General features: G+C 71.0%; 13 protein-coding genes. 5 read left to right on the forward strand and 8 right to left on the reverse strand.

Going from position 1 to position 12,223, the window contains the following annotated elements:
* Positions 1–293 (reverse strand): PEP/pyruvate-binding domain-containing protein (locus KBX53_RS08360; RefSeq protein WP_309140731.1); only part of this gene is annotated, 293 nt, incomplete at its 3' end.
* A gap of 168 nt (positions 294–461) precedes the next feature.
* The gene (locus tag KBX53_RS08365) at positions 462–1,157 is read right to left on the reverse strand and encodes a DUF4396 domain-containing protein (protein WP_210858434.1); all 696 of its coding nucleotides are present in this window, start codon (positions 1,155–1,157) and stop codon (positions 462–464) included.
* Between the two features lie 193 nt (positions 1,158–1,350).
* On the opposite strand from KBX53_RS08365, the gene KBX53_RS08370 reads away from it, so the two are divergent.
* Complete coding sequence (locus KBX53_RS08370) at positions 1,351–1,989, forward strand: TMEM175 family protein (RefSeq protein ID WP_210858436.1); 639 nt, start codon at positions 1,351–1,353, stop codon at positions 1,987–1,989.
* Here the strand turns inward: KBX53_RS08370 and KBX53_RS08375 are convergent.
* The gene (locus KBX53_RS08375; RefSeq protein ID WP_210858437.1) at positions 1,986–3,077 is read right to left on the reverse strand and encodes a winged helix DNA-binding domain-containing protein; all 1,092 of its coding nucleotides are present in this window, start codon (positions 3,075–3,077) and stop codon (positions 1,986–1,988) included. The genes KBX53_RS08370 and KBX53_RS08375 overlap by 4 nt on opposite strands.
* Positions 3,078–3,295: 218 nt before the next feature.
* Here KBX53_RS08375 and KBX53_RS08380 point away from each other — a divergent pair, with 218 nt between their 5' ends.
* Both KBX53_RS08380 and KBX53_RS08385 read left to right on the forward strand, forming a co-directional pair.
* A complete protein-coding gene (locus tag KBX53_RS08380) occupies positions 3,296–3,898 on the forward strand; it encodes a hypothetical protein (RefSeq protein ID WP_210858438.1) in 603 nt (200 codons plus the stop codon).
* 33 nt (positions 3,899–3,931) lie between these two features.
* Entirely contained in the window at positions 3,932–4,438 is a 507-nt protein-coding gene (locus tag KBX53_RS08385; protein ID WP_210858439.1) for a hypothetical protein, read from the forward strand.
* An 87-nt stretch (positions 4,439–4,525) separates the two neighbouring features.
* On the opposite strand, the gene KBX53_RS08390 is transcribed toward KBX53_RS08385, so the two are convergent.
* A complete protein-coding gene (locus KBX53_RS08390) occupies positions 4,526–5,536 on the reverse strand; it encodes a saccharopine dehydrogenase NADP-binding domain-containing protein (RefSeq protein WP_210858440.1) in 1,011 nt (336 codons plus the stop codon).
* Between the two features lie 94 nt (positions 5,537–5,630).
* On the opposite strand from KBX53_RS08390, the gene KBX53_RS08395 reads away from it, so the two are divergent.
* Complete coding sequence (locus tag KBX53_RS08395; protein ID WP_210858441.1) at positions 5,631–6,572, forward strand: helix-turn-helix domain-containing protein; 942 nt, start codon at positions 5,631–5,633, stop codon at positions 6,570–6,572.
* Positions 6,573–6,602: 30 nt separating this feature from the next.
* Here the strand turns inward: KBX53_RS08395 and KBX53_RS08400 are convergent, their stop codons facing one another.
* Positions 6,603–8,660: an amylo-alpha-1,6-glucosidase gene (locus KBX53_RS08400; RefSeq protein WP_210858445.1), complete on the reverse strand. Its 2,058-nt coding sequence runs from the start codon at positions 8,658–8,660 to the stop codon at positions 6,603–6,605.
* A 12-nt stretch (positions 8,661–8,672) separates the two neighbouring features.
* Positions 8,673–9,035, reverse strand: a complete 363-nt coding sequence (locus tag KBX53_RS08405) for an SCP2 sterol-binding domain-containing protein (protein WP_051708522.1) — start codon at positions 9,033–9,035, stop codon at positions 8,673–8,675.
* A gap of 207 nt (positions 9,036–9,242) precedes the next feature.
* On the opposite strand from KBX53_RS08405, the gene KBX53_RS08410 reads away from it, so the two are divergent.
* Complete coding sequence (locus KBX53_RS08410) at positions 9,243–10,439, forward strand: low temperature requirement protein A (protein ID WP_167337303.1); 1,197 nt, start codon at positions 9,243–9,245, stop codon at positions 10,437–10,439.
* Positions 10,440–10,592: 153 nt separating this feature from the next.
* Here KBX53_RS08410 and KBX53_RS08415 read toward each other — a convergent pair whose 3' ends face one another.
* Both KBX53_RS08415 and KBX53_RS08420 read right to left on the reverse strand, forming a co-directional pair.
* Entirely contained in the window at positions 10,593–11,786 is a 1,194-nt protein-coding gene (locus tag KBX53_RS08415) for a hypothetical protein (RefSeq protein WP_030332663.1), read from the reverse strand.
* Positions 11,773–12,223: RNA polymerase sigma factor (locus tag KBX53_RS08420; RefSeq protein WP_210858442.1), on the reverse strand; the 451-nt coding region annotated here is incomplete at its 5' end. The genes KBX53_RS08415 and KBX53_RS08420, both read right to left, overlap by 14 nt.

A 12,223-nucleotide genomic window follows, 5' to 3' on the forward strand; every position in this document is an offset into this window, starting at 1 on the left:
ATGCTGCGGCGGATCGCCGCGCTGAGCGTCCGAATCGCCTCCGCGTCGTCCGGGCTCAGCCGCGACAGCTGTTCGAGCTGGTCGTCGACCGCCGGCACCTGCGCCATGACCTGCCGGAAGGCGGCTGTCGTCACGCAGAATCCGGCGGGCACCCGAATGCCGTCGACCCGGGCCAGCGCGCCCAGGTGCGCCGCCTTGCCGCCGACGACCGACACCTGCGTCTCGTCCACCTCTCGAAGATCCACCTGCGGGACCCGGTCGCGGCGGTCCTCGCCCATCGACAACTCACCCACGTCGCGCCCCCGTCACCTCGTTTGTGCTGGTCCGGCCGCCGATTCTGCGCCACGACCGGGGTCTTGCGGCAAGCCCCCAGGTGCGATATACGTTAGAAGTGGCAGGGAGTGTGATCTCCTTGCCGCTTGTTTTTTGGGCGGCCGACCGTGGGCGGCCGATCGCGGCGCTCACTCGTCGGGGCGCGGCTCGATGCGCAGCCGTCGGCCGATCTGCCAGGAGGCGGTGGGCCAGGCCGCGACGAAGCCGGCTATCAGCCCGAGCTGACCGAGGAACCAGAACGTCGGGTTGTCGGGTCGCAGTGGTGGCTCCGGAAAGAACATGTGATGCGCGACCGTCAACCACGCGAACAACGCCGCCTCGAACACGGTGATGGTCAGCAGCTCGATCCTGCCCACGCCCGACAGCGCGTTCCCGACCTTCGCGAGGCCGCGCCCCGGCCCGGCGAAGTACCGGAAGAGCACGGCTATCGTCACCGCCGCCAGATAGTCGCCGGCGTAGCCGACCCAGAGCGGGTCCTTCGCCGGGTCGAATCTCACCGCGAACAGGGCGACCTCGGCGACGAGGAAGCCGAGGGCGCAGTGGGCGCCGCAGCGGGACACGTGGGTGACGACGATGCCCCGGCGGGGCCGTCGCGGTTGATCCTCCCGCCGCCGCTGAGCGAACGCCTCGGGCCGGCCCCAGTTCCAGTAGAGGCGGACGGCGGCCAGGCCGACATAGAGGACGGTCACCAGCCAGACGATCTCCATGACCCTGACCGGCTGACGGTGCCCGCGAAGATAGGTGTCGGCGAGCACGATCGCGAAACTGACCACGCCGACCGTGAGGGACGCCCACGAGAGCGCCACGAGCCACGTCGGTTGCATCCCCGCCCCCTCCGCACTCCGTTCCCAGGGCCTCCCGGAACCGAACGTGAGGGGGGATTCGCTGGCCGGCGTCGGCGGCCGAGGGCACCTCGCAGTCTGTCACGCCGTACCCGGATGGGCCGGAGGATCGGGTGTTGCGCAGGACGGCCGGCTCCGCCGACGAGAAAAGCTAACCTATAGCATAATTTTCGCCGTGCCCCCCAAAAGGGAAATTCCACGGCTAACCCGCGGTTCGGGCCGGTTACTGACCTTCAGCGACGGCGTCTTCGCGATCGCCGTGACACTTCTGGTGCTGGAGATCCAACCGCCGCATGACTTCGAGCACCTCGTCCAGGGGCTCAGGGCGCTGTGGCCGTCGTACCTGGCGTACACGCTGAGCTTCCTGCTCATCGGGCAGGTGTGGGTCAACCACCACGTGATGTTCGACCGGGTCCGGCACGTCGACCGAGGCGTCCTGTTCCTCAACACGCTGCTCCTGATGGTCATCGCGTTCCTGCCGTTCTCCACCTCACTGCTGGCCGACGCGTTGCGGGCAGAGCAGGGGCTGCGCGCGGCGGTCGTCGTCTACGGCGGCACACTGTGGACGGCGGCGGCCCTGTTCAACATCATTTGGGCTCACCTGCGCCGCGCCGGACTACTGGACCCCGGCCTCGGCCCCTGCGGTGCGCGGGCCATCGGCCGCCGATTCCTCCTCGCGCTGGTCTGGATCGGATCCGGCGTCCTCGTCGGCGCGTTCGCGCCGATCGCCGGCGTCGTCATCATCGCCGGCTTCCTGCCCACCTACTACCTGCCCATCCGAGGCGAGTACGGCGAGGACGACCGCGCACCCTAGCTGCCGAACTCGACACCGCTGAGGGAGACGGCGCGGTACGCGGCGAGGCGTTCGGCCTGCCCGGTGACGGCCTTACGGGTGGCGTCCGACAGTCGGCGCCACGGCTGGACGGCGACCGTGAACGTCTTGCCGGACTTGCGGGGGCGCCAGGTGCCGACCAGTTCGCCGTCGACCAGGACCGCGCCCGGGCGACCCAGCACCGGCCACAACTGTTTGGCGTGGGCGCTGTCCGGCACCAGCGTCGCCCGGTCCTTGGCCTGCAGGAACAGGTCGTACGGGCCGAGCAGGCGGGTGCCGGTGCCGTCGGCCGACCCCAGCGCCTCCTCGTCCACGGCCAGCAGGGAACGCACCTCGCCGCCGACGGTCACCTCGATCACGTCGTCGGGCCAGCGTGCCTTGACATCCTTCAGCGGGGCGTCGAGATAGTCGGCCACCTGCTTCGGCGTGGCCGGGCCGAGCAGACGCAGGTACGCCCGGATGAGGTCGAACCGGTCACCCGCAGCGGACGCCTTGCGGAACCTGGTGATGCGCTCCAGGACCGGCGGTGAGGTGTCGAGCCGCAACTCCAGTCCGGCCCGCACGGCGGCGAGACGGAACGGCATCTCGTAGAGGTGCGTGGCGTCGCACGGCCGGCAGAACCGCAGATACGGCTCGGGCAGCGCCGTGGCCAGGCGGCCGGAGACGTCCCCCTTCACCGTCGGTGTGCTGACGATGGCCCGCATCCGGGCGGCGATCTCGTCCAGCGCCGCGAGAGTGTCGATGCCGGCGGCCTTCAACGGCTTCGCGGCGTCGTAGACGCGCTTGCCCGCGTCGGCCTCGGAGAAGGGCTCGACAGCGGCCGCCACCCGCGCGATGTCGGCGCGGCGGTAGAGGTGCGGCGCGCCCCGCACGGTCCACAGCAGGACCACGTCCCGGTCGGACAGCGCCCTCACGTCGACCCCGCGCACCGCCAACGCCCACCGGGCGCCGTCCGGGCCGGTGTTCTGCACCCCGATGTCCAGGACAGCGGTGTCGGCGAGCGTGCCCTCATCCCGGTCGAGCTGTTGGGCCCGGACCCGGAAGTTCATCACCTGGTGCCGATCGACCATGTCTGCACAGTAATTGCAGCGGCGCTTCCGATGGGTCCAGGCGCGCAGCCCGGCGTCCGGAGCGTGGCACACCGCCGGGACGTGCTGTCGGGGTCGGACAGACAGCGTCCCCGGGCCGGGGGAGGGGACTCCCTCCGCGCGGCGATCCGTTCGTCGCGCCACTCAGCCACGGTGATCTCGGAAGGCCGACACCCGGCCAGAGACAGGGAGACGACACTGTGACTCGACACCCGCCCGCGCCCGCCCCGCCACCGACCTGGGCCCGCCGGGCCGGCCACGTGGCCTGGATCGCCCCCGTGCTGGGGTTCATCCCGCTGCACGTGCCGTGGATCCTGGGCATCCCGATGTTCGCCGATCCCGACCGGTTCCGCGAGTGGTACCACGGGCGCGGGCCCGGGGTGGGGGAGCACCCCGTCGACGGGTTCCTGGGCCTGCCGGCCGGTGCGTTCTACCTGGGTCTGCTGTGCGTCCTCGCCGGACTCGGCGGGGTTCTGGCGCTGGGACTCATCAAGGACTGGGGTGTGGTCTTCCCCCACTGGGTGCCGTGGCTGCGCGGACGTCGGGTTCCGCCGTGGGTGCCGCTGACCCCGACGGTGCTCGGCTCCGCCCTGATGATCGGCTACTCGGCGACGCTGCCCTGGCAGTTCGCCGCTGACCTGTCGGAACCCGGCCGGGAGGACATCTTCACCCCGACCGGTGTCCTGATCGGTCTCCCGCTCCTGCTGGCCTGGACGTTCGCGTTGCCGGTGGCCGGCTGGTCCTACTACCGCCGTACCCGACCTGCTGGACCTGTCGCACCACGAGGGTCGCGGGCGAATTGATCACCGATGGGACATCGGCTATCGTGCGCGTCCGTGAAGCAATCTCGTCTGACCTCCGCCCTGTTGATCCTTGCCGCCACCACGGCGATCGCCGCCTGCGGCGACGGCGACAAGGCGACGAACGCCGGATCCACCACCCCCGCCCCGACGTCCGCAGCCCCGTCCTCGGCGGCCACCTCCGCCGCCGCCACGCCGGCCTCGTCCGCCGCGGCGGGCGGCGCGAACGACAAGCAGGTCTGCGAGTCGGTGAAGAAGGCCAACGACGAGATGCGGGCCGAGTTGGTGAAGGTCGCCACCACCGGCGACGCCTCGGCGGCGGACTTCAAGAAGATCCTGACCGAGCTGGAGCAGAAGGTGAGCGCGGTCGCCGCCACCGGCGACGGCAAGCTGGCCGATGCCCTGCGGGCCTTCGGCGCCGAGGCCGCGAAGGCCGCCGCCGCGGCGGACCCGGCGACCGCCGCCGACAATCCGGCCTTCGAGAAGGCCGGCAAGGACATCAGCACCGCGTGCAAGGCCGCCGGAATCAATGTGATCCTCTGACCGACGTAATGCGATGACGGACGGCCCCCACGCCTGAGCGGGGGCCGTCCGTCGACAACGGAGGCGATGGTCAGCCGCGGGCGGGCCTCAGTCGCTGACCGGCTCGACGCGGATGGCCGGCGACAGCGCGCGCAGGAAGTCGGGAGCGTCGAACATCTCACCGGCGGAGGCGACCCCGCTCGCCTTCGTCTGACCATCGAGGATGCGCCGGACCGCCTCCACCGCCAGGGGTGCGCTGACGGCGTAGATGTCGCGGCCACTGGCGACGACGCGGCGGCGCGCGTCGCCGCGACGGACGATGACGTCGACAGTGAACGTCTGCGCCGACCGGCCCAGCCCGTCGACAGCGACCGGCGCCGCCCCAGCAGCCAGGTCGGTGGTGGCGTCGACGGTCATGTAGGTCCGGACCTCGGGAATGACCAGGTGACGGGGGATGGTGACGACGTCGGCCATGCTGAACTCGCCGAGGACGGTGCGCCGGCCCAGCGGCGCGGGGAAGTCCCAGTCCATCCTCGGCAGCTCCCCGCCGGAGTGGTACTCCAACCGGCCCCCGGTGTAGCGGACCCGACGGCCGGCGCGGCGCTCGCGGGACACGACACCCGCGGCGACCGTCCCGGCCGTCGGGTGCCAGCTGCTCAGTCCGGACGCGACGTGCGCCTCGTCGGCCGACGTCCAGTCGCCCATGGCCGTCGTCGCGCGCAGATCGCCGAGCCCGCCGTAGAAGGCCATCGCCGGGACCACCGCGACACCGGCAGCCCGGGCGGGCTCGGTGAAGTGCGTGAACGTGTCGAGGTTGGCCTCGATCTCTGCGGCCACGTCCACGTACGGGATCCTGGCGCGCAGCGCTGCCTCGATCACGCCGGCGGCGGTCGACGCGAACGGGCCGGCGCAGTTGATGACCGCGTCCACACCGGTCAGCGCCACGTCGAGCGAGGCCGGGTCGTCGACCGACGCCACCCGGAAGGGGAGTCCGAGAGACGCCAGCCGGCCCGCGTCGCGACCCACCGGCAACGCATCGAACCCGCGTTCGCTCAATTCCGTCACCACGAACCGTCCGGTGTGCCCGTACGCACCGAACACCGCCACGCTGTGGCCCATCACTGCCCCCTCGAAAGATCGACTGAGCCCAGCCTTCCGCAGCGGCCCGCTACCGACCAGTGTCGGGAACGCCATCCCGCGTACAGTTTCGGACATGGCCCTTGTCGCGATCGCCGCCACCGACGGGATGCTGCACCTCGAGTTGGCACTGGCCTGTGAGGTCTTCGCCCACGACCCCTCCGGCCTGGCCGACCCCTGGTACGACCTGATGGTCTGCGGCCCCGGCCCGGTCCGCGTCGGCCGTTTCCTGCTGGAGCCCGACGACGGGTTGGACCGTCTCACCCACGCCGACACGGTGATCATCCCGTCGGTCGAGGACGTCGACGTGGACGTACCCTCCGACCTGCTCGACGCGGTCCGCGCGGCCCACCGGGCGGGCGCCCGGATGGTCGCGCTCTGCACCGGCGCGTTCGTGCTCGCCGCCGCCGGCGTGCTCGACGGGCTGCGGGCCACCACCCACTGGGCCCACACCGACACGCTGGCCGCCCGTTATCCCCGCATCCGGGTCGACCCGGATGTGCTCTACGTCGACAACGGCACCGTGCTCGCCTCCGCCGGCAAGGCCGCCGCGATCGACCTGTGCCTGCACCTGATCCGCCGCGACCACGGCCCGACCGTCGCCAACGCCGTCGCCCGCCGCCTGGTCGTGCCACCGCACCGCGCCGGCGGTCAGGCCCAGTACGTCACGACACCGGTACCCGCCCGCGACGACCACCCGCTCACCACCCTGTTCCCCTGGGTGCTGGCCCGCCTCGACCGGCCGCTGACAGTCGAGGACCTGGCCCGGCAGGCGAACATGAGCTCGCGCAACCTGGCCCGCCACTTCCGGTCGGCCACCGGCACCACCCCACTGTCGTGGCTGTCGACGCAGCGGATCCGCCGCGCCCAGGAGTTGCTGGAGAACACCGACGACAGCATCGACGCCATCGCCCAGGCAGCCGGCCTGGGCACCGCCACGACGTTGCGTCGACACTTCCACCGCACCGTCGGCGTCCCGCCGGACGCCTACCGGCGTACCTTCCGGGCCACCGGGTGATCCTTCAGAGCCCGCGCGCCGGCTTCGCCGTCAGCTGACCGTGCCGTCAGCGCTGGTCGGGCGTTGCCGGGCGAACGCGTCGCGCCTGCCCCACCGGCCGGGGATGTCCAGCAGCGCGATCCGCCCGAAGGTGGCGGGCAACGCCGGGTCCACGGCCAGGTGGTCCTCGTGTGGGTTGATACCGAGCATGGTGCGGAGCAGCAGCATGGTCGCCCCGCTGGACCACGCCTGCGGACTGCCCGCGGTCGGGTACCGGATCGGGAACTTGGTGGTGTCACGGTCGAACCCGCCGAACGCCTCGGGCAGCCGACCCTCGAAGTAGGTGGCCGCGGACAGGATGCCCTCGGCGATGCGGGCCGCCTCGTTGCCGAACCCGTACCGGCGCAGACCCCAGGCGATGAAGGAGTTGTCGAACGGCCAGACCGTACCGTTGTGGTAGCCGAGCGGGTTGTAGCGGCGCTGCCCGTCGGCGAACGTCCGCACACCCCACCCGGAGAAGAGCGCCGGACCCATCAGGTGCTCCACCACCCGGGGCGCCCGCTCCGGTGGCACGATACCGCTCCACAACAGATGCCCGATGTTGGACGACAGGCTGTCCACGGCCGTGCCGTCGTGGTCGAGCGCGAGGGCGTAGAAGCCGCGGTCCTCAAGCCAGAAGTCCCGGTTGAACCGCTCGTACAGCGCCGCCGCCTCGCTCTCCAGCCGCTCGGCGTAGGCCGGATCACCCCATACGGTACGGGCCAGCCGCGCTGCTCTGATCTTGGCGTCGTAGGCGTACCCCTGGGTTTCGCAGGTGGCCCTCGGGAAGCCCGGCAGCCGCCCGTCGGCGTAGGAGATGCTGTCCCAGGAGTCCTTCCAGCACTGGTTGTCGAGGCCGGTGACCCGGTTACGTCGCTGGTACCAGACGTAGCCGGTGGAGGTCAGGTCCGCGTACCTGTCGATCCAGGCCAGCGCCGCGCGGGCCTCCTGCTCCAACTCCAGCACCAGCGCGGCGTCGCCGCTCCACCGCTCGTACTCGTCGAGCAGCACCACGAACAGCGGTGAGGCGTCCACAGTGCCGTAGTAGGGGGAGTGCGGCTGTTCCTCGAACGCGGCCGACTCCCCGTAGCGCAACTCGTGCAGGATCCGGCCCGGGTCCTCCTCCAGCACGTCGTCGGTCCGGGCGCCCTGCAACGACGCGAGGATCCGCAACGTCGGTGGGGTCAGCGACGGGGTGATGGGCAGGGTCTGCAAGCAGGTCAACAGGCTGTCGCGGCCGAACAGGGTCATGAACCAGGGCAACCCGGCCGCGGGCACGCTCGCGCCGCCGAGCGACAGCGGGGCGAAGCGCAGCGCCGCCAGGTCCACCAGGCTGCGGTGGTAGACCTGCTGGAGGCCGACGCTGTCGGTGTCCAGGGTCGGGGCCGCCGCGACCCAGTCCCGCATGCTGGTGGGCAGGGTGGAGTCGTCCGGCCGTTGGGCCCGCAGGGCGGAGCGCAGGTCGACGCCGTCCGGACGCAGCGCCAGCATGACGGCCTGCAACCGGGTCGACCACTGCTGCCCCGGGCGTAGCCGGACCGCGAACCGAAGGCCGCCCGGGTCGAACTGCGCGGGCTCACTCGCCGACACGACAACCTCACGGTGGTAGGTGCCCCGCCGGTAGCCCAGGCGCAACTCGTTCTTGCCGACCTTGGTGTAGTAGGTGCCGGCCTTCTCCTCGATGTCGAACTTGATCTCGAAGATGTCGGCGAAGTCCGCTTCCACCTCCAGGCGTACGTCGAGCGTCATGTCCTCCTCGCCGTAGTTGAAGATCGTGAGCGATTCGGTGAGGTCCGGGCCGATGCGCCGGCGCCGAATGGCTGACACGTCCGCCTCCACGTAGTCGACCGCCCGACCCGGCACCGCGAAGAACGTCACCTCGAAGTACTGGCTGTCGTCCACCGACAGCGCCGTCATGCACTCACCGTCGACGGTGAGCCGCCAGCGGGACAGGAAGCGGGTGTCGGCGGCGAAGAGGCCGACCGGAGTGCTCGGGGACGACTCCACGTCCCCGCTGGCGTCGGAGACCATGAAGGTGTTCCCGTCGATGCACGCCACGGTGCCCGCGATGTCCCTCACCGGTCACGCCCCACTGTCGGGATCGTCGGGCTGAGACCGGCCGGACGCTCGCGGAAACAGCCGCCCGATGCGCAACGCCAGAGCGAGATCACCGTCGACGATGACCTCGCCCCTGGTGATCGCCGCCAGCCCGTTCACCTCGCCCCGCGCCATCGCGTCCGCGACCTGCGCCGACACCTTGATCACGGTGGTGGCCGGACCACCGCTTTTGATCACCCGCATCTGGCCATGGTCGATGTCCAGCAGCCACTGCTCCAGACGGCCACCGTCGCGGATGTCGAACCGGACACTCCCACGGACCTTGCTGAACCGCGGATCCTGGCCGGCGACCGCCAACCGCTCGAAGAAGTCGCTGGTCTCCGACATCCCACCTCCCCGACCGCCGCTGGTAGAAGCGCACGTCGGTTACCCGGTACCGGCGGCTGTTAACTCCTGGCGTTCCCCGCACTGGCCGCCGCCCGAACGGAGGAAGATCGCTCCCTTCCGGTGACCCGCCGTCATTCGGCCGCCTCGTCACGATCGTCGCGACTAACCTCGCCTCATCGGGACGACCGGACGGTCGGAGGAAGGTCGGTGTCGAAGCTCCCAGGCAGCAAGGGGGTGACCTGGGAGGAACTCTTCTTCGACCTCGCGTTCGTCTTCGCCCTCACCCAGTTCTCCACGCAGCTCCACGAGGATCACAGCTGGTCTGGTATCGGCCGCGCGCTGATCCTCTTCGTTCCGGTCTACTGGGCCTGGGGTGGCGTGACCCTCTACACGAACCAACGGGACATCACCTCACCGCTGGATCGCCTCGGCATCATCACGCTCGGGCTCGGCAGTCTCCTGATGGCCCTGACGATTCCGCGGGCCTACGAAGACCAGGGCCTTCAATTCGTCGTCATCTACCTCGCCGGCCGGGTGATGCTGGCCGGACTCGCCCTCCGCCACCTCCCCGTCTGGCGGTCCCTCTTCGTCGGCCCCTACGGCGTCTTCCTGTTCACCGCACCGCTGCTGCTGGCGGGCGCGCTCATGCACGGCACCGCCCGGGTCGTCCTCTGGGGCGCCGCCGCCACGATCGACGTGCTGAGCCCCTGGGTGGCGAGCCGCCTCGTGGCGCAGCGCCACGTGCAGCCGGCGCACTACGCACACCGCTACGGCCTATTGATCATCCTGATGTTCGGCGAGTCCGTGATCCAGGTCGGGGCGGTGGCCGCCAAGGAGGGGCTGACCCTCGTGCAACTCGTCGCCGTCGGTGCCGCCTACATCCTGGTCAGCGTCCTCTGGTACGCGTACTTCGGCTACGGCCTGTCCGACTTCCGGCAGGCACTGGAACGGGCCCGGGACCAGCCGGACCTGCGCCGGACGATCCTCGTCTACGGCCACCTTTTCTACAGCTTCGGGATCATCACCATCGCCGTCGGCCTGGCGGACATAGTGCCCGAGCCGTTCCACGCACTGCCAACCCGCGAAGCGATGCTCCTCGCCGGTGGCTGCGCGCTGTTCCTCATCACCTTCGCCTGCGCCCACTGGCGAATCCACCACACGATTGCCTGGCGTCGGCTCGGTGCGGGCGCGGCCTGCCTGATCCTGGTGCCGCTGGCCACGCTGATGCCGGCCCTCGCCGCGGTCGCGTCGCTGATCGTGGTGATCGCCGTGATGGTGGCGGCCGAGGAGGCAACCGTCCGACGCCGCGGCGACGCGTCGCACGGCGCGAACGAGGTCATGCCCCGGGAGCAGTCGGATCAGGGGCCCACCACCGAGGCCGACGCCGCGCCGCCGTCGACCTGATCACCGTGACCTGGTGGGCGTCGCGGGCCGTCGGGTCAGCCGAGGTTGAGGTCCACCACGACCGGGGCCCGCCCGACCCGCACGCCCCACTGAACGGTGTCCCGGCGGGCAGCGCCTGATCCAGGGTCGCCGTCTGCTGGGCGGCACAGTGGTTCAGGGAGCGAGCGAGAAGCGGGTCCAGGTGCTCCCGTCCGTGGTGACCAGGGCATGGTCCGGCTCTCCGGTCGACCCGTCGTCGCGCCCGACGAGCCAGGCGTAACCGGGCGCGACACTGACCGAGCCGACGAGCCGGCCGTACTCCCGGGCAAGCGTGAAGGTCTGCCCATTGTCCCGGCTGGCCAGGAGCCTCGCGCGCTGGTCGGGTTCGGTACCCCTGCCAGGAGCGATCGCCAGGAGGGACCTGTCGGCGCCGACCGTCAGGTCGTAGAGCGTCTGCTCCGGCAGGTCGGCGCCGGTATCCGTCCAGGTCTTCGCGCCGTCCGTGGTCCGCAATACCCGCGTCCCACCGTCCCGTGCCTGGACCACCAGGTACCCCTCCTGGTCGTCGAGCCCGACCACAGCCACCGCGTTCGCGTCGTCTCCCACCTCCCAGGTGGTCCAGGTCGCGCCACGGTCGGTACTGCGAGCGACGGTCGCTCCGTCGGCACTACCCATCTGGTACGTCGCCCAGATGCTGCCGTCCGCTGCCGGGTAGAGGCTGAACAGCGGACGCCACGAGGGCGCCTTGGCGCTGAGCCGGTACACCGTCCCGCTCGTCGGGTCCACCGCCAGCGGCTCCAACAGCGGCTGACAGCCGAACCCGCAGAGGACCGGCCGGGCCGTCGCCGGGAACGCCGGTACGGCGACGATCGCGGAGTCCCCGTCCCGCCAGGTGCGGCCGTAGTCGGTGGAGACGCGCGGTAGCCCCGAGTCCGTGACCAGGTAGGACCGTTCGCCGAGTACGGAGAAATTGATGCCGCTGCCCGGCGTCCCGATGGCGGAACCGGCCACACATCTGGTGCCCTCGAAGCGCGCCGCGTCCCAGTCCGACCAGCTCCGGCCACCGTCGCCGGTGTACGCGAAGCGCACGACGCAACCATCCTGCCGCACGTTCACGCCGGTGGCGGGCCCGGTCAGCGTGAATTCGCTGAACTCGGCGGTCGGCGGGTTCGCCGGAGCGACCCGGTCCGGCTCGGCCACCAGCGGTACGACAGACAGACCAACCAGCGCGACCAGTGCGACCGCCACCATCGCGACCGACCGATGCCGGCGGGACCGGGCGATGGATCGCAGCTCGTCGAGGGGCGGCTGCGACACGGCCTCGGTGACCGTGTCCACGTCGAATCCGGAGAACTCACGATTGGACATCGATCCTCCCGGTTTGGCTAGCGTCGGTGGCGGTCGTGGTGGTGTCGTCGGTGTCGGCGAGCAGCGCCGCCAGGGCGACCCGGCCCCGCGACAGCCGAGACTTCACCGTCCCGGACGACACGCCCAGCGTGGCGGCGACCTCGTCCACCGGCAGGTCGACGAGGTAGTGCAGGGCCAGCGCCTGCCGCTGCCCCTCCGGCAGCACGCGCAGCGCGGCGAGCAGGGCGAGGTGCTCCGGGGAGTGGTCGGCGACGGCCGGGGGCGGGCCGATCCGGCGCAGCAGCCCGTCCAGCACCCGACGGCGGCGGTACCGGCTGCGGGCCCAGTTCACCGCGACCCGACGCAACCACGCCTCCGGGTTGTCCAGCCCGGCGAACCGCCCCGGCGACACCAGCGCACGGGTGAACGCCTCCTGGACCGCCTCCTGCGCCTCGGTG

Source organism: Micromonospora sp. M51 (assembly GCF_018070305.1).
In the GTDB taxonomy this organism is placed as follows: domain Bacteria; phylum Actinomycetota; class Actinomycetes; order Mycobacteriales; family Micromonosporaceae; genus Micromonospora; species Micromonospora parva.

Coding starts and splice junctions, on each gene's coding strand:
- KBX53_RS08365 (WP_210858434.1), bottom strand. CDS start 1,157: ATGCAACCGACGTGGCTCGTGGCGCTCTCGTGGGCGTCCCTCACGGTC.
- KBX53_RS08375 (WP_210858437.1), bottom strand. CDS start 3,077: ATGGTCGATCGGCACCAGGTGATGAACTTCCGGGTCCGGGCCCAACAG.
- KBX53_RS08390 (WP_210858440.1), bottom strand. CDS start 5,536: ATGGGCCACAGCGTGGCGGTGTTCGGTGCGTACGGGCACACCGGACGG.
- KBX53_RS08395 (WP_210858441.1), top strand. CDS start 5,631: ATGGCCCTTGTCGCGATCGCCGCCACCGACGGGATGCTGCACCTCGAG.
- KBX53_RS08405 (WP_051708522.1), bottom strand. CDS start 9,035: ATGTCGGAGACCAGCGACTTCTTCGAGCGGTTGGCGGTCGCCGGCCAG.
- KBX53_RS08415 (WP_030332663.1), bottom strand. CDS start 11,786: ATGTCCAATCGTGAGTTCTCCGGATTCGACGTGGACACGGTCACCGAG.